Origin of the sequence: Paraburkholderia phosphatilytica, assembly GCF_003443895.1 — a bacterium.
Taxonomy (GTDB): domain Bacteria; phylum Pseudomonadota; class Gammaproteobacteria; order Burkholderiales; family Burkholderiaceae; genus Paraburkholderia; species Paraburkholderia phosphatilytica.
This window is the reverse complement of the sequence record NZ_QQOA01000013.1, coordinates 1-26189: the sequence shown is the minus strand read 5'-3', so window position 1 is coordinate 26189 and position 26189 is coordinate 1. Positions and strand designations below refer to the sequence as shown.

Genomic DNA, 26189 nt, shown 5'->3' with positions numbered 1-26189 from the left:
CCGCAGCCTCGCTCTCGTTACGTTACATGCCCTTCTTGAACGGCGCGCCCGAGCGCTCGCGCAGCTCGTTGAAATGGATCTTCGGCCACGCCTTCTGCGCGACCTCGATCTCCGACACGTGCGAAGCGAGATACGTGGGCGCATCCGACGCGTCGTAGGACATCCGCGCCGCGTAGGAATCGGTGAAGCGGCGCAGTTCGGCCGCGTCGTCGCAGGTCACCCAGCGCGACATCCGGTAGCGCGCCGGCGCCATGCGCACGTCGACCTTGTATTCCGCCGAAAGCCGGTGCGACACCACTTCGAACTGCAGCTGACCGACCGCGCCGAGAATGATCATGCCGCCGTGCATCGGGCGGAACACCTGGATCGCGCCCTCTTCGCCCAGCTGCTTCAGCGCTTCGCCGAGCTGCTTCGCGCGCATCGGGTCCACCACTTCCACCGTCTGGAAAATTTCCGGCGCAAAGAACGGCAGGCCGACGAACTGCAGGTCTTCGCCTTCGGTCAGCGTATCGCCGAGACTCAGCGTGCCATGATTAGGGATACCGATGATATCGCCAGGGTACGCCTCGGCCACCGTCTCGCGGCGCTGCGACAGGAAGCTCACCACGTTGTTCGCGCGGAACGTCTTGTTGTTGCGCGTCACCTTCAGCTGCATGCCGCGTTCGAAGCGGCCCGAGCAGACGCGAATGAACGCGACGCGGTCGCGGTGCGCGAGGTCCATGTTCGCCTGCACCTTGAACACCACGCCCGTGAACTTCGGCTCTTCCGGCTGAACCGGACGCTGCACCGTCATCCGCGCGGACGGCGGCGGCGCGAGATCCACGAGCGCGTCGAGAATTTCCTTCACGCCGAAGTTGTTGATCGCCGAGCCGAACAGCACCGGCGACTGTTGGCCCGCGAGGAACGCGTCGCGATCGAAGGTCGGGGTCGCGCCGGTGATCAGCTCGACCTCTTCCATCGCGCGCGTCCACGGGAAGCCGAAACGTTTCGTGCCTTCTTCGTCATCGAGTCCCGTCAGCGTTTCGACCGCGCCGCCCATCGTGTCCTGGCCCGCGCGAAACACGCGTACCTGGTCGCGCTGGACGTCGTAGACGCCCTGGAATTCCTTGCCCATGCCGATCGGCCACGTGAACGGCACGGCCGCCACGCCCAGATGCTGCTCGATCTCGTCGAGCAGTTCGAGCGGCTCGCGCACTTCGCGGTCGAGCTTGTTGATGAAGGTCAGGATCGGCGTCTTGCGGCTGCGGCACACCTCCAGCAGCTTCAGCGTCTGCGCTTCGACGCCGTTCGCGCCGTCGATCACCATCACCGCGGCGTCCACCGCCGTCAGCACGCGGTACGTGTCTTCCGAGAAGTCCTCGTGGCCCGGCGTGTCGAGCAGGTTGATCACCGCGTCGCCGTATTCGAACTGCATCACCGAGCTGGCGACGGAAATGCCGCGCTGCTTTTCGATCTCCATCCAGTCGGAGGTCGCGTAGCGGTTGCTCTTGCGGCCCTTCACCGTACCCGCGATCTGGATCGCGCCCGAGAACAGCAGCAGCTTTTCGGTGAGCGTGGTTTTACCCGCGTCAGGGTGGGAAATGACGGCGAAGGTACGGCGGCGTTTGAGTTCGGAAACTGACATCGGGGCTGGGAATCACGGGGGACACGGTGAAATGGCGGCCACGCCCGTCAGGGCAGCGGCGGCGGACGAATGATACACGTCGCGGCAAGGGGCCGGACCAAAATCCCCGGACGCATGGCAAGCATCCTGGCATCGCATCGCGCGATCCGGCGGACGGCGCCGAAACCGTCCGAAGCTGACACGCCGATGGCAGCCAGATGGCAACCCGACCATAAAGCGCATTTAAAGGGTTGAGCGCGCATCGAACGGGGAACGTTGCATGCGGGGTTAACTCGTAGGACGAGAGGCGGCGCGACGAGCCTGTCGAGTTGCCTGCCTCACCTTTCATTCACCGGCCAACGTGGTTGATCCATGCGGCCGGCATGCCTGCGAGGACTACATGGATTCCCGTCAGGGGCGTTCGATCGAAGTCGACTTTTTCCGCGGCCTCGTGCTGATCGTGATCGTGCTCGATCACATTCCCGGCAGCGCGCTGTCGCACGTGATGCTGCACACCTACGCGTTGTGCGATTCCGCCGAGGTGTTCGTGTTTCTTGGCGGCTACGCTTCGGCGGCGGCCTATATGACCGTGCTTGCGCATCGCGGCGTCACCGCCGCGAAAGGGCGGTTCTTCCGGCGCAGTTGGGAAATCTACCGCGCGTACCTGCTGACCGCCGTGCTGACGCTGCTGTCCGGCGCGCTACTTGCGCTGCTGCACCTGAACCAGCCCGCCGCCGACGAGAGCGGCTGGGCGCTGTTCGCGATGCACCCGGTACGCGAGACATTCCACGTCCTGTTCCTGACGCGTCAGCCGTATCTGTCGAGCGTGCTGCCGATGTATGTCATATTTGCGCTGTGCGTGCCGGCGGCGGTGCCGCTTGCACGCCGCGCGCCGTTCGCCGCGCTGACCTGCAGCCTGCTGATCTGGGCGCTCGCGCCGCAGCTTGCCGCACTGTTCAGCGCGAACGACGTGGCCAGCTGGTCGTTCAATCCGTTCGCATGGCAACTGATGTTCGTGCTCGGCATGCTGAGCCGGCTGCATCCGTTGCCGGCCAGTTTCAAGGCGTCGGACACCGCGCGCTGGCTGGTCTGGATGGCGTTCGCAGCCGTGGCGGCCTTCGCGGCCGTGAAGCTGTTCGTTCTGACTCAACCGTTGCCTGGGCCCATGAAGCAGCATCTGGCGTTTTCCCGCGTCGTCAACTTCATCGCAATCGCGATGGTGGCGGCGTATTTCGTCCATCGCGGCACGATCGCAAAGCTCGCGGCATGGCTGCCGTCGGTCGTGACCGTGGGCCGCACGGGGCTTGTCTGCTTCGTCGGCGGGACGCTGATCTCGGTGCTCGTCGACACCGCGACGCCGCGCGCGCTGCACGGCGGCGCGGCCTTCGCGGCGGCGCTCGCCGGCGACTTCGTCGCCATCGGCGCGACGCTGATGCTCGCGAAGGCCTGGCGCGGCATGCTCGGCCAGCAGAAGGCGCGCGCGGCCGTCAACGGCGCCGGCGTCGGATGATCCGGCGGGGCGGCAGCGCTTTCGAAGCACTCAAGGCGATCGGCTTCGCGGCATCGGCACTGACCGCCAGCGGCCACGCTTCCGCCCAGCACGCGCCACCTCTGCCGCTGCACTGCACCGACCTCGCGGGCGTGCTGCTGCCGGCCGCGAGCATCGGCCTGCCGACCAACGGCGCGCTCGTGCAGACGGCCACGATGATCTCCGCGATCGCGACCAACAACCTCAACGGCGACTACTGCCGCCTGACCGGCGTGATCCGCGCGCAGACCGCCGGCACGCCGGACATCCGATTCGAGCTGAACCTGCCGAGCCGCTGGAACGGCCGCGCGCTGCAATTCGGCGGCGGCGGTTACAGCGGGGTCGTCGTGACAGGCACAGGACCGGTGCCGTTTTCGCCGGATCGCGCGCCGCTCGCGCGCGGCTATGCGACCTTCGGCGACGACTCGGGCCACAACGGCAGCTCGTCGCAAGCGAACTTCGGGCTGCTCGACGAAGCGGTCACCAACTTCGGCTACGCGCACCTGAAGAAAGCGCACGACGTGGCGCTCGCGCTGATCGTGCGCGGCTACGGACGCCCGCCGGAACACATGTACTTCGCCGGAGGCTCGACGGGCGGCCGCGAAGGCTACACGGTGATCCAGCGCTACCCCGACGACTACGACGGCGTGATCGCGAACGCACCCGCGCTGAACTTCTCCGGCGTGCGGCTGCTGGGCGTGGAGGTAGGACAGGACGAATACCGCACGCACGGCGGTTATGTGTCGCCGCAACTGCTCGAACACGTGTACGAACGCACGATGCAGGTGTGCGATGCGCTCGATGGCGCCGCCGATGGCCTCATCAGCAATGTCGAAGCGTGCCGCGCGAAGGAACCGGAGATCATCGCGTCGCTGCGTTGCCCGGCGTCGCAGAATCCGCCCTCATCTTCAGAGGACTGCCTGACGCCGCCGCAACTCGCCACCCTCGAAGCGCTGCGCGACGGCCTGCATCTGCCTTACGCGCTGGCGTGGAATACGGACAGCTATCGCGGCTACAACGTGTTTCAGGGCACGCGCTTCACCAGCATGCTGGGGCTCGCGCATTCGTCGGAGCGGCTGCCGCAGCCGGCGTTCGTGCCGAACGGCTATCTGTTCGCGCAGGGCGATGCCTACATCAAATACTTCGTCACGCATGACCCGACGTTCGATTCGTCGAACTTCGACATCATGCATCCTGGCCGCTACCAGCAACGGCTCTTCACGCTATCGGCGACGATCGGCGCGATGAATCCCGACATCTCGCGCTACCTCTCGCGCGGCGGCAAGCTGATCACGCTGCAAGGCCTGGCCGACGAAGTGATCAGCCCGAACCAGACCATTGCTTACTACAACGGTCTCATCGCGCGTTATGGCGAAGAGCGGGTGGAGAGTTTCATGCGGCTCTACATGGTGCCGGGCTTCCAGCACGGCAACGGCGTGTTCATTCCGTCGGTGGATCTGCTCGGCGCGCTCGACGACTGGGTCACGCACGGCATCGCGCCGGAAACCCTGCTCGTGACCGATATCGCGCAAAGCACCAACGGCCGCACGCGGCCGCTCTGCCGTTATCCGGCATTTCCGCGCTATCTCGGCAAGGGCAATCTGAACCAGGCGAGCAGCTATACGTGCGCGACTTCGTGAGCGCGGTGTGCTTTGCATTTTGCGCTTCGTCGCGCCGATGATCAGCCGGGATGCCGCACGAACAGCAGCAACGCCGATAACGTGACGAGCGAGCCGATCGTCGAGAGCAGGATGGTGCGGGATGTGACGTCCGCTTCGCGCCGGTAGAACTCGGCGAGCATGTACGGCCCGGTGCCGGTCGGCAAGGCGGCCAGCACCACCGCCATCTCCACCAGTGCGAGCGGCAGCGCGAACACGCGCGCCGCGAGCCACCACGTCAGCGCGGGCTGCACGAACAGTTTCACCGCGGTCAGCACGAATGAATCGCGTTGCGTGGTGGGGCGCGCGGGCCGGTCGCTCGAACGCTTCTCCGCGAGAAAGAGCCCGAGGCTCACGAGCGCACACGGGCTCGCCGCGCCACCCAGCAACTTGAGGAAGGTCTCCGCGCTCTGCGGCACCGGCAGATGCGTCGCGGCGAACAGCGCGCCGACGATCGGCGACACGATCAGCGGATTGCGCAGCAGCGCCGCGAGCACTTTGAGGCCGAGCTTGTGCGGCGCGCGTTCGGTCTGCAGCCCCACTTCGATCAGCACGATCGCGCCGGAGAACAGCACGCACGCAACCAGGATCGTCGCGATGGTCGTCGGCGTGAGGCTCGCGGTGCCGAACAGGATCATGCACAGCGGAAAGCCGATATAACCGGTGTTCGGATACGACGCCGCGATCGCATCGACGCTCGCGTCCGCCAGATGCCGGCCGCCCATCAGCCGTGCGACGAGCGTCAGCACGAACAGCGCCGCGCACGCAATCGAGAACGTGGCGATGAACGCGGGCTGATCGAGCTGCTGCCAGGTGGCGTGCGCCATGATGTCGAACAGCAGCGCGGGCAGCGCCAGCCACACGACGAACTTGTTCAGCTCCGATGCGGCGGTGTGACCGAGCAGGCCGCGGCGGCGGCACACGAAGCCCGCGAAAATCAGGCCGAATACGGGCAGCAGGATGGTGAACGTCGAAAACACGGTAGCAGGTGCAAGGTGGCGAGGAGCATCTACGGTAACGCTTACCAGCGATACAATCCAATTCCGTTTTCAGGTCTTATCCATACCTTTTCTGCATCGTTGAAAAACAGCGCTGCACAACATCGATACACGCGCGTGCCGCCATGCTCGACATCAAACCGCTACGCTATTTCGTGACACTCGCCGAGACGCGCCATTTCGGCCGCGCGGCGGCGCTGCTGAACCTGTCGCAACCGCCGCTGAGCCGCCAGCTTGCCGCGCTCGAGGCGTCGCTCGGCGTGACGCTCGTCGAGCGCAATCCGCGCAACGTCACGCTGACGGTTGCGGGCGAGCAGTTCTATGCGGATGCGAAGGCGATCCTCGCATCGCTCGGCCAGGCGGCGGCGAACGCGCAGGCGGCCGCACATGGCGACATCGGCCGGCTCACGATCGGCTTCACGATGTGCGCTGCGTACAGCGTCGTGCCGGGCTATGCGCGCGCATTCGGCGCCGCGCATCCGGACGTGACGCTGCAACTGCGCGAAGTGGTGTCGAACGATCTCGCAGCGAAGGTGCTCGACGGCGAGATCGATGCCGCCATCATGTTTCCGGGCGCACAGGATCGCCGCCTCGTCACGCAGACCATTCTGCGCGAGCCGCTGTGCGTGGCGCTGTCGCGCGCGCATCCGCGTGCACGAGCAAGGCGGCTCGACATTGCGAAACTGGCCGGCGAGCCGTTCGTGATGGCGGTCGAAGAGGTTGCGCCCACGCTGCGCTCGGCCATCGTCGAGCATTGCCGCGCGGGCGGCTTCGAGCCCGACATCCGCTTCGAGGTGCAGCTTCAGCAGACGGTGCTGAGCCTCGTCGACGAAGGCGTCGGCGTCGCGCTGGTGCCGGCGTCGATGCGCAAGTCGCAGTTCGCGGGCGTCGTGTTCAGGCCGCTCGCGAATGCGCCCACCATCGAGCAACTGCTGGTGTGGAAGACCGATAGCCGCAATCCATGTCTTGAGCAGTTCCTGCGAATTGTGCGAGGCTAGCGGTTCTGTCCGATTCCATTCGATTCACGATTCACGACAACACACGGAGACATCGGCTCATGAACATGCCTGCTACATCGTGGTCACGAAAGATTGCGACCGCGCTTGCGGTCCTTGCGCTGCTCGCCTCCGCTAGCGCTCAAGCTGTCGATCTGCACGTGATGAATTCAGGCGGCTTCACGGCCGCCTACAAGCTGCTGCAGCCGTCATACGAGAAAGAAAGCGGCAACACGCTCGTCGCCGCGTGGGGACCGTCGATGGGCAAAGCGCCCGAGGCGATTCCGAACCGGCTCGCGCGTGGCGAGGAGGCGGACGTCGTGATCATGGTCGGCTACGCGCTCGACGATCTGATCAAGCAAGGCAAGGTGATCCCCGGCTCGCGGGTGGAACTCGCGGATTCGCGCATCGGCATGGCGGTGAAAGCAGGCGCGCCGAAACCCGATATCGGCAGCGTCGATGCATTGCGCCAGACGCTGCTGCATGCGAAGTCGGTGGCGTATTCCGACAGCGCGAGCGGCGTCTATATCCAGGCGCAGCTGTTCAAGAAGCTCGGCATCGAAGACCAGATGAAAGGCCGCGCGACGATGGTGCCGAAGATCCCGGTGGCGTCGGTGGTGGCGAACGGTCAGTACGAACTGGGCTTCCAGCAGGTGAGCGAACTGTTGCCGGTGCAAGGCGCGGAATTCGTCGGCAAGATTCCCGAGCAGGTGCAGTCGGTCACGCGCTTCGCGGGCGGTATTCCGGTGGGCGCGAAGCATCCGGAAGAAGCGAAGGCCCTGCTCGAGTATCTCGCTTCGCCGGCTGCGCGGGATGACGTCGTGAAGACCGGGCTCGATCCGGTGAAATAGCGATGCCATTGCGCGGCACGCGCTTCAGGTGCCGCGCTTCAAACGCATCGACCAGACAAACGGGGCGGCCGCTCATCCGGTCGCCCCGTTCTCTTTGCGCATCTGCCGCGCCTGCCGCACCTGGTTATGGCGCGGTGCGCACAGCGTCAGTGATTGCCGCCGTTCTCCTGGCGCACCGGCTCGTGGCCGCCGCCACCACCGCCGCCGCCATGCTCAGGCTGCGGTCCGCCATGCGGCTGCGCCTGGGGCGCTGGTCCGCCATGGAACTGCTGCTGAGGCGGTGGCGCACCATGGTTCTGCTGCGGCTGCGGCCCACCGTGGTACTGCTGTTGCTGCCCCGGAGGCGGCCCACCGTGGTATTGCTGCCCCTGCGGCGGCGCGCCGCGATACTCCTGCTGCTGACCGCCGTGATACTCCTGCGGCGGCGGACCACCATGCACCTGAGGCGGCACACCGCGTCCCGGCACCGGGCCCGGCGGCCGATAGCCCGGCGGCGGTCCCTGCGGAGGCGGCGGGTGATTCCGCCAGCGCCCTTCGTCGTGATACCACGGCCGGTCGCGATAGTAATCGCCCCAGTACGAGCCGATCGAAAACACGACGATCGGCAGACCGAGCGAAGGTCCATAGCCCATGATCGGCACTTCGCCGCCTTCGTACTGATACGACAGCGAGCCGCCATACACCCAGCCGCGCATGCCCGGCACTTCCACGTCGCACCACGTATAGCCTTCGACGCAGCCGTTCACGCCGACCGATGTGCCGTCAGGCAGTTGCGCGACGACCGGGTAGTCCTGCGCGGGACCTGCGTACACGTTGACCGGCGAATTCGTGAAGGCCTGCGCCTGCGCCGATGCGATGCCTGGCAGCATCGACAGCGCGATCGCACCGGCCAGCGCCGATCCAATAAACCGCTTTCGCATCATCCCTCCCTTTGGATGAGTTTGTTGTAACGCGCAGCGAGCCTTTTACATCTCGTTACTACGCTCGCTGCCCGGCCGCCGCGTCCGATCGACGCTAAAAGCGCCTTCGCAACCGACCGGAACGCATGTCGCGCCTGCTTCTTCATTCAACGCACGAGGCCTGCTCTTCGCCGACACGTCTGCGCGGAACAGCCCGCTTGCCTGCACGCTCGACGCATTTGACCTACGCTGTGTCGAGTGTCGTGCCGACGCGCAGTTGACAGTAGAACGCACACCATACCGCGCGTATTCCTGGCCGCATTGCCTGTTTGTAACCGAAACCAGCACTGGAGTTTCCGCGATGATGAAACGAGACAATCCCGTGTGGCTGATCACCGGCTGTTCGACCGGCTTTGGCCGTGAGCTAGCAAAACTCGTACTTGAGCGCGGCTGGCGCGCGACGATCACCGCCCGCGACGCATCGAAAGCGGCGGATATCGCCGAAGGCTATGGCGACCGCGCGCTCGTGCTGCCGCTCGACGTGACGAACCGCGAACAGATCGCGGACGTCGTCAAGAAGACGAAGCAGCATTTCGGCGCGATCGACGTGCTCGTGAACAACGCGGGCTACGGCTATTTCGGCGCGATCGAGGAAGGCGAAGACGACGAGGTGCGCGCGATGTTCGAGACCAACGTGTTCGGTCTCATCGACATGACGAAGGCGGTACTGCCGACGATGCGCGCGCAGAAGAGCGGCCTGATCGTGAACGTGTCGTCGATCGGCGGTCTGAACAGCTTCGCCGCGACGGGTTACTACCACGGCACCAAGTTCGCGGTGGAAGGCATTTCGGAGTCGCTCGCGCTGGAGGTGAAGCCGCTCGGCATCGACGTGCTGATCGTCGAGCCGGGCCCGTTCCGCACCAACTGGGCCGGCCCGTCGATCAAGCATTCGGCGATCCAGATTCCCGACTACGATGCGACCGCGGGTGAACGCCGCCGCGCGTCGAAGGCGCGCAGCGGCCATCAGGCAGGCGATCCGGTGCGCGGCGCGCAGGCGATCATCGATGCGGCGTTGTCCGACACGCCGCCGTTGCGTCTGCTGCTCGGCAAAGCCGCGCTCGACATCGCGCGCAAGAAACTCGAGATGCTGCAGCGCGATTTCGATGCATGGGAAGCGACGACCGTCGGCGCGGATTTTCCCGACTAGGCGGAAGCCATCACGCGTCTTCGCAACTCGCCTGCGCGAGCGTGAGGTGCTTCGTCTCCGGCGCCCACGCGATTGACACGATCATGCCGGCGAGCAGCACGCCGGCGAGCGCGAGCATCGTCGAATGGAAGCCGAAGCTCGCGATGCCGATCGGCAGCAGGAACGTGCCGATCGCCGAGCCGAGCCGGCTCGCCGCAATCGCGAGACCGACGCCGCACGCGCGCACTTCGGTCGGGAAGCACTCGGGCGGAAACACGCCGACGAGATTCGAGAACGCGGACATCGTGAGCGTGAAGATGCCGAACGCAGCGATCATCGCGAGCGTCGCCGAATCGGGCAGAAGGCTCAGCGCGAGCAGCGCCACGCACGTCACCGCGAACGAACCGATCAGGAACGCGCGCCGCGACAGCTTGATGGTCAGCCAGATGCCGAGCAATGCGCCCAGCACGAGGAAGCCGTTCAGCAGGAAGTCCGCGCCGAAGCCTTCGTTCAGGTGAATCGCCTTCAGGATGGTGGGCAGGAACGTGTAGATCGCGAAGTACGGAATCACGAGACACACGAAGAACGCGCAGTTGAAGATCGTGCGGCGGATCAGGTCGCGATGGAACAGCCGCGCGAAGCCACCGCCCGACGAGCCGTGCTCGTGACCGTGCTCATGACCGTGATGAGGATCGAGCGTGACGTTCGGGCCGAAGTAACGCAGCACGATCGCCTTCGCCTGCTCGATGCGGCCATGCTCGGCAAGCCAGCGCGGCGATTCCGGCGTGCCGATCCGCGCGATCAGCACCAGCAACGCCGGCACACCCGCCGATGCCAGCAGCCAGCGCCATGCGTCGGGCGCCGCATCGGCGTACTGCATGCCGAGCACGTTCGCGATCACGTACCCGACGGTCCACACCACGCTGAACGAACCGAGCAGCGCGCCGCGATGCCGGCGCGGCGAGAACTCCGCGAGAATCGCGTGACCCACCGCGAAGTCGCCGCCCATGCCGAAGCCGATCAGCACGCGCAGCGCACACAACATAGCGGGCGACGACACACCGAACTGCGCGAACGCGGCAAGCGTGATGATGAGGAAACTGAGCAGGAAGATCTTCTGCCGCCCGAGTTTGTCCGACAGCCAGCCGAACACCAGACTGCCGACGAAGATACCCATCAGCGCCGAACTGCCGATCATGCCCATCCAGAACGGATCCAGCGGCATCTGCCGGTTCAGCGATCCGAGTGCATAGCCGATCGTGCCGAGCGTGTAGCCTTCGGTGAAATGCGCGCCGAACGTGAGGCCGGCGATCTTGATGTGAAAGGGTTTAAGCGGCGCGTCGTCGAGCGAAACGCGACCGCCATGCGGCATCGCCGCTCCAATGCGGCCCGCGCTCGGCGCGAGTTCCAGTGCACTTGCCTGAATATCGTGATTGCTCACGCTGTCTCCTTGATCTTATGAATCGCCGCGCGCTGCTTCACACGCCGCCCGGTAGTCGATGCGGCGCCGCCCCGCTCCGGGCGCGGACGCCGGAGCGGACGGCAAGCGGAACCGCGCTCAGCGCGCGAGGCCGCTCATCAACACGTACTTGAGCTCGGTGTATTCGTCCAAACCGTACTTCGAACCTTCCCGCCCAAGGCCGGATTCCTTCACGCCGCCGAACGGCGCGACCTCGGTGGAGAGGATTCCGTCGTTGATCGCGACCATGCCGCTTTCGAGTCCATCCGCGACGCGCCACGCGCGGCCGAGATCGCGCGTATAGCAGTACGCAGAGAGGCCGAACGGCGTGTCGTTCGCGGCCGCGAGCGCCTCAGCTTCCGTGTTGAAGCGGAAGCACGCGGCGACCGGCCCGAAGGTCTCTTCGTTCGCGAGCAGCATCGACGGGTTCGCATCCGCGAGCACGGTCGGTTCGTAGAACGTGCCGCCGAGCGCATGGCGCTTGCCGCCCGTCAGCACGCGCGCGCCGTGGCGCGTCGCGTCCTCGACGTGCCGCTCCACTTTCGCGAGCGCAGCCTCGTTGATCAGCGGACCCTGCTCGACGTCGCCGGTCAACGCATTGCCGACGCGCAGCGACTGCACGGCGCGCGTGAGCGCCGACGTGAACGCGTCGTAGATGTCGTCCTGCACGTAGAAGCGGTTCACGCACACGCACGTCTGCCCCGTGTTGCGGAACTTCGATGCGATTGCGCCTTGCACCGCGGCGTCGAGATCGGCGTCGTCGAAAACGATGAACGGCGCGTTGCCGCCGAGTTCGAGCGACAGCTTCTTCAGCGTGTCCGACGACTGCTTCGCGAGCAGCTTGCCGACGCGCGTCGAGCCCGTGAACGACAGCTTGCGCACGACGGGCGACGCGGTCAGCACGTCGCCGATCGCGGCAGCATCGCCTGACACGACGTTGAACACGCCGGCCGGCACGCCCGCGTGTTCCGCGAGCACGGCGAGCGCGAACGCAGACAGCGGCGTTTCCTCCGACGGCTTCAGCACCATCGTGCAGCCCGCCGCGAGCGCGGGACCGGCCTTGCGCGTGATCATCGCGAGCGGAAAATTCCACGGCGTGATCGCCGCGACGACACCCACCGGTTCGCGCTGCACGATGATCTTCGAATCCGGCCTCGGGCTGGGGATCACGTCGCCGTATTGACGCTTCGCTTCTTCAGCAAACCATTCGAGAAAACTCGCAGCGTAGGCGACTTCTCCGCGCGCTTCGGCGAGCGGCTTGCCCTGCTCGCGCGTCAGCAGTTCGGCGAGCGCATCGCGATGTTCGAGCATCAGCTCGCCCCAGCGCTTCACGCGGGCGCCGCGTTCTTTCGCGGTCAGCGCGCGCCATGCGGGGAACGCTCGCGATGCGGCGTCGACTGCGTGCCGCGCTTCGGGCGCGCCGCCCTGCGCGACGTCGGCGATCAGCTCGCCGGTTGCGGGATTGCGGACGGTGTAGGTCGCCGAGCTCGCGTGCCATTCGCCGCCGATGTAGTGGCTGGTGCGGAGGAGGTCTTTTGCGTAGGAGCTGTTCATCACGCTGCACGCTCCAGGGTCGGCTCACCGAACACACCTTGCGCGACACGCGCCACTCGCGGAATCCGCTTGCCCGTGGTGTAGTCGTTGATCAGGTCGCACGGCGTGTAGTTGCGTTCGAGCTCGTACAGCTCGTCGTCGCCAAGCTTGGTGGCAAGCGCCTGCAATGCACTGTCGAACTGCGCGGCGGAATCTGCGCCAACCAGCATGCTCGACACGCCGTCGCGCTGCAGCACCCAGGCCTGCGCGATCTGCGCCGCCGTCACGCCGCGCGCCGCGGCCACACGCGCCACCGACTCCGCAATCGCCGCCGACGCATCGTCGCCATACATCTGCGCGGTGAAGAAGTCGGTCTGGTTGCGGTTCGACTTCGGCTCGCACGTCAACAGACCGCGCGCGAGCGGACTGAATACCGACACGCCCACGCCCTGGTCGATGCAGTACGGGATCATCTCGCGCTCTTCCTCGCGGTACGCGAGATTGAGCTGCAGCTGCATGTTGACGGGCTTGTGCCAGCCGTTGCGCTCGCAAGCCTGCACGATCTTCGCGAACTGCCACGTGTACATCGTCGACACACCGATATAGCGCGCCTTACCCGCGCGAACGATGTCGTCGAGCGCGCCCATCGTTTCCTCGACCGGCGTATTCACATCGAAGTAATGCAGCATGTAGATGTCGACGTAGTCCATGCCGAGCCGCTTGAGCGAACCGTCGATGCCGTCCATCACGTGCTTGCGGGAATGGCCGCCCGCGTTCTGGTAAGCGCCCATGTCGTAACCGACCTTGGTCGTCACGACGATCTCCTCGCGGCGCGCGAGCCGCTTGAGGATCCGGCCGACCACCTCTTCGCCGACGCCGGTCGAATAGAAGTCGGCGAGATCGATGAAGTTGACGCCGGCTTCGAGCGCGTGGCGCACGATCGGCTCGCTCTGCGCTTCATCGAAAATCCACGGCTTCCACTGCGGCGTGCCCATGTTCATCGTGCCGAGGCACAGCCGCGACACTTTCAGGCCGGATTGGCCGAGGCGAACGTATTCCATGCTGTTTCTTTCCCTTGTGGACGAGCGTTAGCGCTGCTTCGGCGTATAGAACGGGTTCGACACGTCGCGCGCGGCGGCGAACACCTCGTTGCGATGCGGCAGCCCTTCCATCGCCGCGACGATCGCGCGCTTGCAGGCGCGGTAGTTGTTCTCGTAGACAGCGTCGAGATCGTCGGTCTTCGGATTGACCCAGTTCGCCGACACGACCACCCAGTCGTTCTCCGCTTCGGGCGGCAGCGTGCCGTTCTCGAGCGACTCGGCCACCGCGCGGGCAATACCCGCCTGCGACGCACCCCACGTTGCGTTGCCGTGCAGGTCGCTTTCGATGCGTGCCTTGTTCACGTACAGCGTGAGCGGCTTGGTCGGCACACCCGGACGCGCGATCACGACGAACGGCGCGTGACCGGCGGACGGCGTGGCGAGCGCGGTGGCGAACGCCTGGCCCGCGGGTCCGCTGCGCGGCCCCACCAGCACGTTGATGTGCGCGAGATTGACGCCGGGGCCCTCGAAGCCCTCGCCGATGAAGAGTTGCTTGTCCGTGGTTGCGCTCATGATTCCGTTCCGGTCGTTGATGAGAAAAGACACGGCGGATTGTGCAATCGCGCTCGAAGCAGGATGAATCGATGATTTGTGATCCGGGTTATGAGGCGCGCTCATTTCCGGGTTTGTACTGAGCCGCGCGATCGCCCGTCACGGTGAGCGTTTTCAGGAGCGCGCGGGATCGTTACCGCGAAGCGCGTCGAAGCGCTTCGCTGTTGTTCAGACGAAAGCCTTTCAGCCTTGTGCTGCGCCGGTGCGATGAATCGGCTCGATACGCGCGATGGCAGCGCTCACGCCGAAGGCGCGCAAACGCAGCGCGACAGGTGAGCTTTTTCGGGAATGCCGTGACCGGGTGGAGCGGTTCCACCCGAATGTCGTCACGAGACGGGACAGCAGGGACGCGAGCCGCACGTGCAGCTTCGCCGGGATGAGATTCGACATCGCGCGCGGCACGTGGCCGCGGCGCTTCGGTCAGGCTTCGCTCAGGCTTCGATCAGGAAGCGGTCGCGATTCTTGCCGGTGAGCCAGCCGGGCGCGCGGCCACGGCCGCTCCAGGTTTCGCCGGTTTTCGGGTTGCGATATTTCGCGGGCAGCGGCTGTTTGCGGACCGCGGGACGCTTGCTGGAGAAACCCAGCTCTTCGGCCGTGATGCCGTACTCGGCAATCTTTTCGCGGATATCGGTGATCGCGTCGGCGACCTCCCGCTCACGCGCGACTTCCATTTCCTTGTGCAGCTTCTCGAGTTGCTGCGTCAACTGCTTGTAGCTGGCCATGGTTATTGTCTCCAGTCGTTTCGACACGGGCACTGTGACCGTACCAGATCGAAAAGGGATGGGATAGCCGCACGGACTGCGGATATTCCCGGAACCGATACGCGCGCGACCGTCGGGAATGCGAAACGGTCATCATGCAACTTCTTAGCAAACGCGGGGCCGCGCCGGATGCACCGGTGACGCGCCGCCATCAGTCGTCGATCGCGTCGTACACACGACGCTCGAAATCGGTTGCCATCGGGAACGGATCGATCGAACGGCGCTGGATCATCATCAGCGCGATCATGTCTTCGACCGGATCCGCGAACCAGCTCGTGCCATACGCGCCAGGCCAGCCGAACGAGCCGGCCGAGCGATAGCCAAGCGCGAGCTGCTGCGCGGGATCGTCGACGATCGACAGCCCCAGGCCGAAGCCCTGGCCCGCCCACGACACGTGACCGAGCGACGGCATCCGCCGCTGCTCGCGCGTCAGGAAGTTGCTGCGCATCAGATCGACCGAGCGATGCGACAGCAGGCGCACATCGCCGACGCGGCCGCGCCCGAGCAACATCCGCGCGAACTGCAGGTAGTCGTCGACGGTCGACACGAGACCGCCGCCTCCGCCCTGAAAGCGCCCGGCATTGGCCCAGCGGCTCTTCGACGGATGATCTTCGACGACGCGCCGGCGCGTGTCCGGATCGATCGCGTACGCGGTGGCAAGCCGGCCGAGCTGCGACTCGTGTACCCAGAACGCGGTATCGCGCATGCCGAGCGGCTCGAAGATGCGGGTGCGGAAAAATTCGCCGAGCGACAGGCCGCTCACGCGCTGGATCAGCACGCCGAGGATGTCGGTCGAGATGCTGTAGTGCCAGCGCGCGCCAGGCTGGAACATCAGCGGCAGCGTGGCGATGCGCGCGAGCCATTCGTCGTTGCGCACGAACGGCTCGAGGCCGTTGAACACGCCGAGGTACGCATCGGCGAGCGGGCCCAGCGAGGTGAAGTGGTAGGCGAAGCCGGCGCGATGCGTCAGCAGGTCGAGCACGGTGATCGGCTCGCGGGCCGGTTCGGTCGCGTCGAGCGCGCCGCCCGGTTCGCGCAGCACACGGGGCGACGCGAGTTCGGGCAGCCATTCGGCCACCGGCGCGTCAAGCCGCACGCGGTCTTCTTCGGCGAGCATCATCACGGCGACGCTCGTCACGGGCTTCGTCATCGACGCGATGCGGAACAGCGTGGAGCGGTCCATCGGCACGCGCGTCGCGTCGTCGCGCCAGCCGAGCGCATCGACCTGCGCGATCTCGCCGTGCCGCCACACCAGCGATACGACGCCCGCGACCTCCTCGCGGTCGACGTAAGCCTGCAGCGCCGCGGTCACCTTCGCCAGACGTTCCCGACAGAAACCCGCTCTACCCATTCATCGATCCTCGTTGCACGAACCGTGCGACGCGCCATTCTGCACGAGAATCCCGCAGCGCACGGTGACGTGCACCACATACCATCAGACATCGCTCTTCTGGCGCGCCTCCAGCGCGCGCAGCGCTTCGTCGAGGCGCTTGATGCGGGTCATCTGCGACGGCACCAGCGCCGCGCCGGACACTGATTTCACGCGATTACGCCAATACGACAATGGAATGCGATCTTGTACGGAAAGCCTCGAGATAATCTGCTCCAGATGCTCAAGATCTTTTTCGAGCTGATGGTGATTCATCGCTGTCCCCGTGATGGCCAATCCGGGCAGAAGCCGACTCTTCAATCGACGTCGCCTGCTGGCTGCATGCAACCGCTATGCGGGTGCATCGCTGGCGAAGGTCGGGCGGTCGAACGTTCTGCCATGCACATCGATCACTTTAAGGCGGTGAATTGGTGACGTCCGTTGGGCGGCGCACTAAATGATTGGCTAAAAGCGCGGCGACAAAAAAGCCGTGCCGTTAGGACACGCAATATTGGGTCATTTTTTCTGCTATGCAGTGCGCATTTTTCGGCGGCCCGGAAAAAAATGCGGAACGGCGTTTACGCCATCGGGACAAGCCCGATTTCAACTGATGGATTGATTGCGCCGCAAGGCTGGCGTAGCGAACGCCGTATTGGACGTTTTAGCACCCGTATAGGACAGTCTTTGCGCGCGAGTTGTCGCTCGCCATTCGCACCGCGAAGCGGCGGATTCAATTGGTATTCAAATGGTTCTGCGAAAACCTTTCCATTGATTTTTGAATGCACGAAAAGCGAAAGATTAACGCTCGTATTATTTTCGCTATCAGGACCTGGCGGGCGCGCGATTCGGGCGCATTTAAGCCTGCGCGCCCGCCGTCCGTCCATCAATATTGCGACTGCTTGTGGCACGCATAAAGCAGCGAGCGCATGCCGTTATCGCTCGATTCGCGTACGACGTCGTAGCCGCCGTTACCGCACATCGCCCGCGCCTGCTGCTCGCACGTATCGCTGCCGACGGGACATTGCACGGCCGTGGTCTGCCGGCCGTCGGACGTGAAAAGCGGCGGGCTGCTGCTGCAGGCCGCCAGCGCGGCGGCACCCGCGACGAGCAGCGCGCCGCACGCGCGCCTGAATGGAAAATCGATCTGTCTCATGACACTTCCCCGCATGGCCTTCGCTGTTTTTGACGACGCGATTGTGCCATGCGCAACCTGTCGTGCGTGAGACGCCAAAACCGCGCCGGGCTTACGGCTCGATGCCATGCGCGGCAATCTTTTTGTAAAGCGTCGCGCGCCCCATGCCGAGGTTCGCCGCCGCCTGCGCGACATGGCCGTTGCACGCCTGCAGCGCATCGGTCAGGAAGCGCCGCTCGAACGCCGCCATCGCGTCGGCGTACGACTGCCCGGCGGGCGGCGTATCGGAAGCCGCCGCCGTGTCATTCTGAAATGTCGCACCGAGATCGCGACCAGGCCGCCCCGCCGTGCCGACGAAACGGGCGAGCGCGCGGGCATCGATCCGTTCGTTGTCCGACAGCATCACGGCGCGTTCGAGCGTATTGCGCAACTCGCGCACGTTGCCGGGCCAGCTATGGCTGCACAAAAGACGCAGCGCGTCGTCTTCGAGTTCGTAGTGACCGCCGCCCGCGCGCGACGACAGCTCTTCGAGAATCGCGTAGGCCAGCGCGACGACGTCGCCGAGCCGCTCGCGCAGCGGCGGCGCATGGATCGTCAGCACGTTGAGCCGGTAGAACAGATCCGCGCGGAACGCGCCCGCCGCGACCATCGCCGGCAGGTCGGCGGAGGTGGCCGCGATGATCCGCACGTCGGCGCGCACGATACGGTTCGAGCCAAGCGGCTCGAACTCGCGATCCTGCAGCACGCGCAGCAGCTTGCCCTGCAGCGCGAGCGGCATGTCGCCGATCTCGTCGAGGAAGAGCGTGCCGCCATCGGCCAGTTCGAACTTGCCGACTCGCCCTTTGCGCTCGGCGCCGGTGTACGCGCCCGCCGCGGCGCCGAAGAACTCGACTTCGAGCAGCGCGTCCGGAATGGCCGCGACGTTGACCGTGACGAGCGGCCGGTTCGCGCGCGCCGACGCGCCGTGGATCGCATGCGCGAGCAGTTCCTTGCCGGTGCCCGTTTCGCCCAGCAGCAACACCGGCGAATCGACCTGCGCCGCGCGACGCGCCGCGCGTTTTGCTTCGAGGCTTGCCGCGCTCGTGCCGATGAAGCTCGCGAACGTATACTTCGCGCGCCTCGCCTGGTCGAGCGACTGGCGTGTCGCGATCAGTTCCTGCTGGACACGCGAGTAATGGGAGAAGAGCGGCGTCAGCGTCTTGAGTTCGTCGAACAGCGCGAAGCCGACCGCGCCTACCGTGACGCCGTTGTCGTCTTTCAGCGGCAGGCGGGTCACGACGAGCGGCTCGCGGTCGGTTTCGAGAATGTCGAGCAGGATCGGCTTGCCGGTTTGCACGACGTCGCGCATCAGGCTGTTCGGGATCACGGTTTCGCAGTCGAGTCCGATTGCCTGCTGCGGATCGGCGAAGCCGAAGCGGGCCGCGTAGCGCTTGTTGATCCACACCACGCGGGCGTCCGCATCGACGATGAAGGTGCCTTCGCTGAAGTTTTCGAACGTGCGGAACAGCGAATCCATCGCGCGGCGCAGCACGTCGTCATAGCTGGCGGGCAAGCCAGCCCAGTCGGTCATCATTGTTTTCGCTGTCTCCGGCCCGCGGTGCACGGGCCTTGTCTCCGTATCGAGACACTATATCTCAATGTAGAGACAACAGAAAATTCATGTTTTTCAGGTAATTGTACGGTTTGCGGGTGAAATGGCCGTACCGCACGTCTCCATTTCGGGACGATTCGCTACAATCGGCCGGGCCTTCGTGCTGTGCGTATCGTGCGAAGCCAGGCGCCGCGCGGCTTTGCAGCAATTGGCACGGAAGCTGCAACATGCGCGCCCGCGCGGGCCCGACGGGGCAGCCGCGCAGGATGCCTGGGCACAACCCGCGCAACACGACAACAACCTGGAGACTCGATGTCCTTCATCATCGTCCTGGCCGCGCTGGCCTTTCTGATGTTCGCCGCCTACCGCGGCTACAGCGTCATTCTCGTCGCACCGATCGCCGCACTCGGCGCGGTGCTCCTGACCGATCCGTCCGCCGTCGCGCCGGTGTTCTCCGGCATCTTCATGGACAAGATGGTCGGTTTCGTGAAGCTCTACTTCCCCGTGTTCATGCTCGGCGCCGTGTTCGGCAAGGTGATCGAGCTGTCGGGCTTCTCCGAATCGATCGTGCACGCGGCAATCCGTTACATCGGCCGCTCGCGCGCGAACGCGGTGATCGTGGCCGTGTGCGCGCTGCTCACCTACGGCGGCGTGTCGCTGTTCGTCGTGGTGTTCGCGGTGTACCCGTTCGCCGCCGAACTCTACCGGCAGAGCAACATTCCGAAGCGCCTGATGCCGGGCGCGATCGCACTCGGCGCGTTCTCGTTCACGATGGACTCGCTGCCGGGCACGCCGCAGATCCAGAACATCATCCCGACCACGTTCTTCAAGACCACGTCGTGGGCCGCACCGACGCTTGGCGTGATCGGTTCGGTGTTCATCATCGTGGTGGGTCTCACGTTCCTGGAATGGCGCCGCCGTTCGGCGATGGCGAAGGGCGAAGGCTACGGCACGTCGCTCGTCAACGAGCCGGAGCGCATCGAATCGAAGACGTTGCCGAACCCGCTGCTCGCGATCACGCCGCTGGTGCTGGTGGGCGTCGCGAACTTCGTGCTGACGCGCATGATTCCGCAGTGGTACGGCGCCGACTACACGCTCACGCCCGACATGCTGCCGGGCCTGCACGCGCCCGTCGCCACGCCGATCAAGGCGATGGTCGGTATCTGGGCCGTCGAAGGCGCGCTGCTGCTCGGCATCGTGTTCGTGTTGCTGACGGCGTTCAACAGCGTGCGTGGGCACTTTGCAACCGGCACGAAGGCGGCAGTGGCCGGCGCGCTGCTGGCTTCGCTGAACACCGCGTCCGAATATGGCTTCGGCGGCGTCATCGCGGCGCTGCCGGGCTTCCTCGTAGTGAGCAACGCGCTGAAGAGCATCCCGAATCCGCTCGTCAATGCGGCGGTGTCGGTCAGTTCGCTTGCGGGCATCACCGGGTCTGCGTCGGGCGGCATGAGCATCGCGCTCGCGGCGATGGCCGATACGTTCATCAAGGGCGCGCAGGCGGCGCACATTCCGATGGAAGTGCTGCACCGCGTGGTCGCGATGGCGAGCGGCGGCATGGACACGCTGCCGCACAACGGCGCGGTGATCACGCTGCTGGCCGTGACGGGCCTCACGCACCGCGAGTCGTATCGCGACATCTTCGCGGTCACCATCATCAAGACGTTGGCGGTGTTCTTCGTGATCGCGGTTTACTACACGACTGGGCTGGTTTAAGGGCGTGTGGTCGACGGCAAGCGCAACATCAGCCGTCGACCGGCGCCACCGGGGTCTCAAGGTTCAACTGGAAAAACGCTGCATCCAGCCAACGCCCGAACTTGAACCCCGCTTCTTTCACCGTTCCAGAGTGGGTGAAACCGAGCTTCTTATGTAAATCGATGCTCGTGCCGTTGGCGGCATCGATGCAGCCAACCAGGACGTGCACCTGTGCTTCACGCGCACGTTTGATGACTGCGCTCAAAAGGAGCCGCCCGAGTCCGCGGCCGCGATGTGCGTGATGCACGTACACACTATGCTCGACGGTGTACTTGTACGCCGGGAATGCCCGAAACGTACCCCAGCTGGCGAAGCCCAGGAGTGTGCCGGCACTGTCGATTACACCGATGACGGGGAAGCCGCCGGCACGTTTCGTCTCAAACCATTTCGTCATCGCTTCTGGCGGCCGTGGGACATAGTCGTACAGCGCCGTTGAATTGACGATGGCCTCGTTGAGGATTTCCAGTATCGCCGGCGCGTGTTCGCTTTCCGAGCAATCGATGAGGCGGATATCTCCAGCTCCAGTGTTGGAAGATTCCATTCTGTACTCCTGTATATAGGTAAGGCACCTGCACGAGACCGCTTTATCCGTCTCAGCTCGACGCGTCGGTGACCGCGACGAGATAGCGCGCCGGACTCGTAGAGAGGTTGCTGAAGACCAGGTGCTGATTCAGCGTCATCGCCAGACAATCGCCCTTGCCGAGGGAATGGCGCTCGTTCCCCACCACGATGTCGATCTGGCCTTGCAGCACCCAGATTTGCTGATGCACCGTCGTCTCGCGTTCCACTGACTCATACGCAACCCGCGCGCCGGCGGGAACGACGACTTCGACCAGCTTGAGTGGCGATCGCCAGTTCGGCGGCGTCAAGAGACGACGGGTATATCCCGTGTCTGGATCACGCCACTCGGCCTGCCGGGAAGCGCGCACCAGCGGCTCCACGGGAGCGCCTGCCAGTTCTCCGTCAAAAAGACTCGCGAGCGAGACGTCGAGTCCGGCGGCAATCCGCTCCAGCACGGTTGCTGTCGGACTCGATGCGGCCCGTTCGATCGAGGAAATCATCGAGCGACTCACGCCGCAACGCGATGCAAGCGCATCCAGCGTGTAGCCGCGCGTATTCCTGAGATCGCGAACGCGCTGGGCAATGCGCGCGTTGATGTCCGAGCCTTCCACGATGACTCCGGTGCTCCGATATGATGGAATAATTTTCCAATATATTGGATTACGCTGTCAAGCATGGAATGTCATCGAGAATTTGACATTCGTTCAATGCCGTTCGCCGCTCAAATTGTCGATTTCGCGCCTTCCCGTTCGTCATTGCGATATCCACCGCATTCGACCGAATGGAGGAAACCCATGGCGCCTCAAGACGAAAACACGCATTCAGCAGACACGACCGATCATTCATCCAGCCGCTATCGCTGGACCATCGTGATTGCCGGCGCGATCCTGACTTGCGTCGCGATCGGCGCGATGTTCTCGCTGGCCATCTTCCTGCAGCCGATCGCGGCCGACACCGGCTGGTCCCGCGCCGGCATCTCGAGCGGCATGACGCTCAATTTCCTCGTGATGGGCATCAGCGGATTCGGCTGGGGCGCGGCAAGCGACCGCGTCGGCGCGCGGCCCGTCGTGCTTACCGGCGCGGCGCTGCTCGGGCTCGCGCTGTCGCTGGCCAGCCGTGCGACGTCGCTGCTGCAGTTCCAGCTCACGTACGGCATTCTCGTCGGGCTCGCCGCCAGCGCGTTCTTTGCGCCGATGATGGCGGCCACCGCCGCGTGGTTCGATCGCCAGCGCAGCCTTGCGGTGTCGCTCGTGTCGGCCGGCATGGGCGTCGCGCCGATGACGATCTCGCCGTTCGCCCGCTGGCTCGTCTCCACCTACGACTGGCGTACGGCAATGCTGCTGATCGGCGTGTTCGCTTGGGCCGTACTGGTGCCGACCGCGTTGCTGGTGCGTCGTCCGCCGGCGGCGCCTGGCGGCTTCGGCGCGTCGTCACATCACGCCGAAGCGGCAGGCATGCGCGTGTTCGACGCATTGCGCACCCGCCAGTTTCTCGCGCTCGGTCTGACGTTTTTCGCGTGCTGCGCCGCGCATTCGGGGCCGATCTTTCATATGGTGAGCTACGCAATTCTGTGCGGCATTCCGCCGATGGCGGCGGTAAGCATCTATAGCGTCGAAGGGCTGTCGGGGCTCGGTGGCCGCTTGCTGCTCGGCGTGCTCGCAGACCGCTTCGGCGTAAAGCCGGTGCTCGTCGCGGGCTTGCTCGCGCAGGCGCTCGTCATCAGCGGCTATCTGTTCGCGCATCGTCTCGAGCAGTTCTATTCGCTCGCGCTGGTGTTCGGCGCGGCGTACGGCGGCGTGATGCCGCTCTATGCGGTGCTTGCGCGCGAGTACTTCGGCACGCGCATCATCGGCTCAGTGCTCGGCGCGGCGACGATGCTGTCGAGTCTCGGCATGGCGCTCGGCCCGGTGATCGGCGGATGGGTGTTCGATGCATCGGGGCAATACACGTGGCTTTATGTCGGCTCGTCGATCGTGGGGCTTGGCGCGGTGGCGATCGCGTTTGCGTTTCCTCCGCTGCCGAAAAGAATCTTGCCCGCGCAAATGGCGTGATGGTTCCGTCGTGGCTGGCGGATGTCAGCGTTTGTCTTTATCGCCCCAACGCCAGCTGGGCGGTTCGCCTTTGATCCAGCAGATGATGATGAACGCGACCGTCAGAAGCGCGACGAGAATCGCGAATTTCGCTGTCTGTTGGTGTGGCGGAAAATTGGCCGCCACGACGAGGACGAGACCGATGTAAGCGACCAGCACCACCCAGCCCTGCCAGCAGACGGGTAAGCCCCAGCCCCATCCGAAGCGCTTTGCGGGGAACCAGTATTTGGGGGTGGGTGGCATGAGCGTAGACCGTCACGTGAACTTGAACTTGAACTTGACTTGCCAGTCACGAGCACAACCTATTGTGCCATGGATGTGGTCAACTTAGAGCGTCATTTCGCAGCGTCTCTAAACTGTCCATTTTGGAACGAATAGAAATGTGAAACGTCTGACGCATCACCATAGACATCCCATCTGATTTGAATTCCTACCGGCGCATCCTTCCACTCTATCGCACGGTATTCCGACGCTTGCCCAGAGTTGTTCGCGAGATCGTAGTCTTTGAGACAACTGCGCACCGGTACGGAGAATCGCGAAACGGCCTCATCGCCATTCAATTCAAAGACGTACAAGGTTCCCTCCTCGCCAGAGCCGCAGTAGCCAGCTGGATTGGAACTAGAAGAATGATTGACGACGACGAGCACGTATTCCTTCTTGTCGATCAGCCGCGAGTGATCGTCCGGAAAGACGACGCTCAGAGACGCCTTAAGCTTGCGTTCGATCACAGCTGGAACGTGAATCGGCGAAACCTTGTGCGCAATCGGATCAACTTCATAGAGACGCCCGTCCTTTTGCTGGATCGCTTTGCCACCGACTAGCGTCACCTGGACTGGCGGCGGCACCACAGCACTTGCGACCGACGCAGTCGTCGCAAGTATCAAAGCGGCGGCGGCAAGTTTAGTTGCCTGCAACATGGTCCGCATAACATACCCCTGAATAAAGCCAGACATGATCTTTGTCTCGACCGCTCTTTCCCGATCCATACGTTTTCTTGTCGCGCTCATGCAGTTGATCAACCGTTTGCCCAGTATTCGCCGGGTCCGTCGTGTCCCATCCGATGTTACCTGTGGCGGGGTCGCAAAGAACACTCGGATCACGCTCCCACGCCTGACTTTGTGGATTCCATTGATAGTACCTGCTTCCATTCCAGAGCCCATATGTTTCCATCGACAATTGATCCGATGTATAAGGGTGCGCTTTGAGGAGCTTTTTTGCGGCGGCCTGCTTGTCCTGAAATAGCTTTGCGCCCGCTTTGACGTTCTCCTTCCAGTTCCAGACCTGCTCATATGTCGGTGCCGGACTAGTCATCTGCGTTAAGCCGTAGCCTGAGTCAAATGCTACAACGGGCTCATTGTCTGCGTTGATAAAATTCTTGAACTGACTTTCCTGCTCAATAAGCTTATCCAAGCCAACGGTGTCTGGAAGTGTGGACAGGAACGCCACAACGTCCGGTTTCGCGGGATTCTTTCCCAGGACGAACACCGTTCGTCGGAAAATGGCCTCTCCAACGGTGACCTGAACGGAGAGCTTGCCTCCAATGACCTTGTCGCCAAGCTTCGCGACCCAAGACTTGTCATTGCTCGAAAATTCTCCAGCTTCAGCAAAGCTCTTGAGCTTTTTCCCCCGCTTGGCACTTTCACGTAGCCCACTCACCTGCGCGTCCCATACGATGCTCCACTTCCACTGATACGGCGGCGCGGCATCGGTCTTAATTTCAAACGTGATAGAGGGAAAGGAAGGAGTCTCATCGATATAGAATTTGTCTCCGGTCGACGGCCCTACCCATTCGCCGCTGTCACTTTGAATCACCGCTTTGACGAGAGACTTGTTGTTCGGGTTGGTCGTTGCTGCATGCTTCACATGCCGCACGACATGCTTACGCTTCTTCGGTTTCGCCATCGTCATCGTCTTCGACCTCTTTATATATCGTCAGCGAAAGGTTTTCCGGCTGTTCAGTATAAAGATGCTCTGTCAGTCCTTGGGAGTCGGAATAGCCGACCCATTTTTTACCTGATTCACTTTCGACTTCATAGCGAGTATTGGCCAGCGGGGTCTCTTCGTCGTCGTCGAGAAGACGGAACTGTTCGTGATAACGTGCATCACCGAAGGATGTCGGCAAGCCTGGAAGCACATATCCTTGGGCGGCCGGTCCCGCGAACGAATGTTCAGCGCCTTTTATATCAATCTTCCCTGGCGCATGAATCTCAATGTTGCCGTCCTTGATCCGGATGTAAGCGCCGCCCGACGTGAGCAGAATTTCCTGCTTCGCCGCGGCCTCGACACTATCAGTCGCAGACAAGATCTTTACCGATTTTTGCGCGGTCAGTTCGATGTTGTCCGAGTGCGCTTGCACCTCGACTTTTCCTTTGGCGGCAAACAGCTTCATCCCGGCGTTCTGCACGAAGAAGCTGATCTTCTCAGCCACGCTAGCCACGAGCGACTTGCCGCTAGCGATAAACGTACTCTGTCCGCTAAGGAAGCGCTGATCAATGAGCCCGCCGCCGGTGATCCCGCGCATACGGCTCGCGATTTTTGAAACGGGAAGCCCGTCGAGACATATTTTGGGTA

Annotated in this window: 26 protein-coding genes; 7 read left to right on the top strand and 19 right to left on the bottom strand. The window is 63.9% G+C overall.

From position 1 onward, the window contains the following. Positions 1-22 precede the first annotated feature (22 nt). On the bottom strand, positions 23-1624 hold the full coding sequence (locus tag DVS29_RS16010) for a peptide chain release factor 3 (protein ID WP_118181449.1): 1602 nt from the start codon (positions 1622-1624) through the stop codon (positions 23-25). Positions 1625-2003: 379 nt separating this feature from the next. Here DVS29_RS16010 and DVS29_RS16005 point away from each other — a divergent pair, with 379 nt between their 5' ends. Together DVS29_RS16005 and DVS29_RS16000 are read left to right on the top strand one after the other, a co-directional pair. Beyond that, entirely contained in the window at positions 2004-3113 is a 1110-nt protein-coding gene (locus tag DVS29_RS16005; protein ID WP_118181448.1) for an OpgC domain-containing protein, read from the top strand. Continuing rightward, entirely contained in the window at positions 3110-4771 is a 1662-nt protein-coding gene (locus DVS29_RS16000; protein ID WP_118181447.1) for a tannase/feruloyl esterase family alpha/beta hydrolase, read from the top strand. The genes DVS29_RS16005 and DVS29_RS16000 overlap by 4 nt, the downstream gene beginning before the upstream one ends. Positions 4772-4812: 41 nt before the next feature. Here DVS29_RS16000 and DVS29_RS15995 read toward each other — a convergent pair whose 3' ends face one another. After that, positions 4813-5769, bottom strand: coding sequence for an AEC family transporter (locus DVS29_RS15995; RefSeq protein ID WP_118181446.1), 957 nt, complete (start codon positions 5767-5769; stop codon positions 4813-4815). Between the two features lie 143 nt (positions 5770-5912). On the opposite strand from DVS29_RS15995, the gene DVS29_RS15990 reads away from it, so the two are divergent. Together DVS29_RS15990 and DVS29_RS15985 are read left to right on the top strand one after the other, a co-directional pair. Continuing rightward, positions 5913-6785, top strand: coding sequence for a LysR family transcriptional regulator (locus DVS29_RS15990; RefSeq protein ID WP_118181445.1), 873 nt, complete (start codon positions 5913-5915; stop codon positions 6783-6785). 59 nt (positions 6786-6844) lie between these two features. Continuing rightward, positions 6845-7633 (top strand): substrate-binding domain-containing protein, encoded by a 789-nt coding sequence (locus DVS29_RS15985; protein ID WP_420816115.1) that lies wholly within the window; start codon positions 6845-6847, stop codon positions 7631-7633. Between the two features lie 146 nt (positions 7634-7779). Here the strand turns inward: DVS29_RS15985 and DVS29_RS15980 are convergent, their stop codons facing one another. After that, positions 7780-8553: an SH3 domain-containing protein gene (locus DVS29_RS15980; RefSeq protein WP_118181572.1), complete on the bottom strand. Its 774-nt coding sequence runs from the start codon at positions 8551-8553 to the stop codon at positions 7780-7782. Between the two features lie 340 nt (positions 8554-8893). Between DVS29_RS15980 and DVS29_RS15975 the strand changes: the two genes are divergently transcribed. Next, on the top strand, positions 8894-9739 hold the full coding sequence (locus tag DVS29_RS15975) for an oxidoreductase (RefSeq protein WP_118181444.1): 846 nt from the start codon (positions 8894-8896) through the stop codon (positions 9737-9739). Positions 9740-9749: 10 nt separating this feature from the next. On the opposite strand, the gene DVS29_RS15970 is transcribed toward DVS29_RS15975, so the two are convergent. From DVS29_RS15970 to DVS29_RS15925, 10 genes are all read right to left on the bottom strand, one after another. Further along, positions 9750-11159, bottom strand: coding sequence for an MFS transporter (locus DVS29_RS15970; protein ID WP_205962462.1), 1410 nt, complete (start codon positions 11157-11159; stop codon positions 9750-9752). A 117-nt stretch (positions 11160-11276) separates the two neighbouring features. Further along, a complete protein-coding gene (locus tag DVS29_RS15965) occupies positions 11277-12731 on the bottom strand; it encodes an NAD-dependent succinate-semialdehyde dehydrogenase (RefSeq protein ID WP_118181443.1) in 1455 nt (484 codons plus the stop codon). Next, positions 12731-13771 carry an aldo/keto reductase gene (locus DVS29_RS15960; protein ID WP_118181442.1) on the bottom strand — a complete coding sequence of 347 codons (1041 nt, stop codon included), beginning with the start codon at positions 13769-13771 and terminating at the stop codon, positions 12731-12733. Before DVS29_RS15960 ends, DVS29_RS15965 begins: the two co-directional genes overlap by 1 nt. Before the next feature lie 27 nt (positions 13772-13798). Next, complete coding sequence (fae, locus tag DVS29_RS15955) at positions 13799-14323, bottom strand: formaldehyde-activating enzyme (protein ID WP_118181570.1); 525 nt, start codon at positions 14321-14323, stop codon at positions 13799-13801. 222 nt (positions 14324-14545) lie between these two features. Beyond that, positions 14546-14752 carry a hypothetical protein gene (locus DVS29_RS15950; protein WP_124800655.1) on the bottom strand — a complete coding sequence of 69 codons (207 nt, stop codon included), beginning with the start codon at positions 14750-14752 and terminating at the stop codon, positions 14546-14548. Positions 14753-14793: 41 nt separating this feature from the next. Further along, positions 14794-15084, bottom strand: coding sequence for an H-NS histone family protein (locus DVS29_RS15945; RefSeq protein WP_118181440.1), 291 nt, complete (start codon positions 15082-15084; stop codon positions 14794-14796). Positions 15085-15274: 190 nt separating this feature from the next. Further along, positions 15275-16474, bottom strand: coding sequence for a serine hydrolase domain-containing protein (locus DVS29_RS15940; RefSeq protein WP_118181439.1), 1200 nt, complete (start codon positions 16472-16474; stop codon positions 15275-15277). A gap of 84 nt (positions 16475-16558) precedes the next feature. Continuing rightward, positions 16559-16768, bottom strand: coding sequence for a hypothetical protein (locus DVS29_RS15935; protein ID WP_118181438.1), 210 nt, complete (start codon positions 16766-16768; stop codon positions 16559-16561). Between the two features lie 607 nt (positions 16769-17375). Then, entirely contained in the window at positions 17376-17645 is a 270-nt protein-coding gene (locus tag DVS29_RS15930) for a hypothetical protein (protein WP_118181437.1), read from the bottom strand. A 91-nt stretch (positions 17646-17736) separates the two neighbouring features. Further along, the gene (locus tag DVS29_RS15925) at positions 17737-19197 is read right to left on the bottom strand and encodes a sigma-54 interaction domain-containing protein (RefSeq protein WP_118181436.1); all 1461 of its coding nucleotides are present in this window, start codon (positions 19195-19197) and stop codon (positions 17737-17739) included. Positions 19198-19527: 330 nt separating this feature from the next. On the opposite strand from DVS29_RS15925, the gene DVS29_RS15920 reads away from it, so the two are divergent. Then, positions 19528-20928: a GntP family permease gene (locus tag DVS29_RS15920; protein WP_118181435.1), complete on the top strand. Its 1401-nt coding sequence runs from the start codon at positions 19528-19530 to the stop codon at positions 20926-20928. Between the two features lie 28 nt (positions 20929-20956). Here DVS29_RS15920 and DVS29_RS15915 read toward each other — a convergent pair whose 3' ends face one another. Both DVS29_RS15915 and DVS29_RS15910 read right to left on the bottom strand, forming a co-directional pair. Further along, positions 20957-21508, bottom strand: coding sequence for a GNAT family N-acetyltransferase (locus DVS29_RS15915; protein WP_118181434.1), 552 nt, complete (start codon positions 21506-21508; stop codon positions 20957-20959). 52 nt (positions 21509-21560) lie between these two features. Further along, the gene (locus tag DVS29_RS15910; RefSeq protein ID WP_118181433.1) at positions 21561-22169 is read right to left on the bottom strand and encodes a helix-turn-helix domain-containing protein; all 609 of its coding nucleotides are present in this window, start codon (positions 22167-22169) and stop codon (positions 21561-21563) included. Positions 22170-22322: 153 nt separating this feature from the next. Here DVS29_RS15910 and DVS29_RS15905 point away from each other — a divergent pair, with 153 nt between their 5' ends. Further along, entirely contained in the window at positions 22323-23579 is a 1257-nt protein-coding gene (locus DVS29_RS15905; RefSeq protein WP_118181432.1) for an MFS transporter, read from the top strand. 24 nt (positions 23580-23603) lie between these two features. On the opposite strand, the gene DVS29_RS15900 is transcribed toward DVS29_RS15905, so the two are convergent. The 4 genes from DVS29_RS15900 to DVS29_RS15885 all read right to left on the bottom strand — a co-directional run. Continuing rightward, positions 23604-23861, bottom strand: coding sequence for a hypothetical protein (locus DVS29_RS15900; protein WP_118181431.1), 258 nt, complete (start codon positions 23859-23861; stop codon positions 23604-23606). Positions 23862-23953: 92 nt separating this feature from the next. Beyond that, entirely contained in the window at positions 23954-24571 is a 618-nt protein-coding gene (locus tag DVS29_RS36900; RefSeq protein WP_124800654.1) for a hypothetical protein, read from the bottom strand. Beyond that, positions 24519-25526, bottom strand: a complete 1008-nt coding sequence (locus DVS29_RS15890) for a hypothetical protein (RefSeq protein ID WP_118181429.1) — start codon at positions 25524-25526, stop codon at positions 24519-24521. The genes DVS29_RS36900 and DVS29_RS15890 overlap by 53 nt, the downstream gene beginning before the upstream one ends. Beyond that, positions 25498-26189 (bottom strand): DUF2345 domain-containing protein (locus tag DVS29_RS15885; protein WP_164707932.1); only part of this gene is annotated, 692 nt, incomplete at its 5' end. The genes DVS29_RS15890 and DVS29_RS15885, both read right to left, overlap by 29 nt.

Bases quoted from the DNA above. Each gene is read 5' to 3' on its own strand.
- DVS29_RS16010 (WP_118181449.1), bottom strand. From the start codon at position 1,624: ATGTCAGTTTCCGAACTCAAACGCCGCCGTACCTTCGCCGTCATTTCC.
- DVS29_RS16005 (WP_118181448.1), top strand. From the start codon at position 2,004: ATGGATTCCCGTCAGGGGCGTTCGATCGAAGTCGACTTTTTCCGCGGC.
- DVS29_RS16000 (WP_118181447.1), top strand. From the start codon at position 3,110: ATGATCCGGCGGGGCGGCAGCGCTTTCGAAGCACTCAAGGCGATCGGC.
- DVS29_RS15990 (WP_118181445.1), top strand. From the start codon at position 5,913: ATGCTCGACATCAAACCGCTACGCTATTTCGTGACACTCGCCGAGACG.
- DVS29_RS15985 (WP_420816115.1), top strand. From the start codon at position 6,845: ATGAACATGCCTGCTACATCGTGGTCACGAAAGATTGCGACCGCGCTT.
- DVS29_RS15980 (WP_118181572.1), bottom strand. From the start codon at position 8,553: ATGCGAAAGCGGTTTATTGGATCGGCGCTGGCCGGTGCGATCGCGCTG.
- DVS29_RS15975 (WP_118181444.1), top strand. From the start codon at position 8,894: ATGATGAAACGAGACAATCCCGTGTGGCTGATCACCGGCTGTTCGACC.
- DVS29_RS15965 (WP_118181443.1), bottom strand. From the start codon at position 12,731: ATGAACAGCTCCTACGCAAAAGACCTCCTCCGCACCAGCCACTACATC.
- DVS29_RS15960 (WP_118181442.1), bottom strand. From the start codon at position 13,771: ATGGAATACGTTCGCCTCGGCCAATCCGGCCTGAAAGTGTCGCGGCTG.
- fae (WP_118181570.1), bottom strand. From the start codon at position 14,323: ATGAGCGCAACCACGGACAAGCAACTCTTCATCGGCGAGGGCTTCGAG.
- DVS29_RS15950 (WP_124800655.1), bottom strand. From the start codon at position 14,752: ATGTCGAATCTCATCCCGGCGAAGCTGCACGTGCGGCTCGCGTCCCTG.
- DVS29_RS15945 (WP_118181440.1), bottom strand. From the start codon at position 15,084: ATGGCCAGCTACAAGCAGTTGACGCAGCAACTCGAGAAGCTGCACAAG.
- DVS29_RS15940 (WP_118181439.1), bottom strand. From the start codon at position 16,474: ATGGGTAGAGCGGGTTTCTGTCGGGAACGTCTGGCGAAGGTGACCGCG.
- DVS29_RS15935 (WP_118181438.1), bottom strand. From the start codon at position 16,768: ATGAATCACCATCAGCTCGAAAAAGATCTTGAGCATCTGGAGCAGATT.
- DVS29_RS15930 (WP_118181437.1), bottom strand. From the start codon at position 17,645: ATGAGACAGATCGATTTTCCATTCAGGCGCGCGTGCGGCGCGCTGCTC.
- DVS29_RS15925 (WP_118181436.1), bottom strand. From the start codon at position 19,197: ATGATGACCGACTGGGCTGGCTTGCCCGCCAGCTATGACGACGTGCTG.
- DVS29_RS15920 (WP_118181435.1), top strand. From the start codon at position 19,528: ATGTCCTTCATCATCGTCCTGGCCGCGCTGGCCTTTCTGATGTTCGCC.
- DVS29_RS15915 (WP_118181434.1), bottom strand. From the start codon at position 21,508: ATGGAATCTTCCAACACTGGAGCTGGAGATATCCGCCTCATCGATTGC.
- DVS29_RS15905 (WP_118181432.1), top strand. From the start codon at position 22,323: ATGGCGCCTCAAGACGAAAACACGCATTCAGCAGACACGACCGATCAT.
- DVS29_RS15900 (WP_118181431.1), bottom strand. From the start codon at position 23,861: ATGCCACCCACCCCCAAATACTGGTTCCCCGCAAAGCGCTTCGGATGG.
- DVS29_RS36900 (WP_124800654.1), bottom strand. From the start codon at position 24,571: ATGTCTGGCTTTATTCAGGGGTATGTTATGCGGACCATGTTGCAGGCA.
- DVS29_RS15890 (WP_118181429.1), bottom strand. From the start codon at position 25,526: ATGACGATGGCGAAACCGAAGAAGCGTAAGCATGTCGTGCGGCATGTG.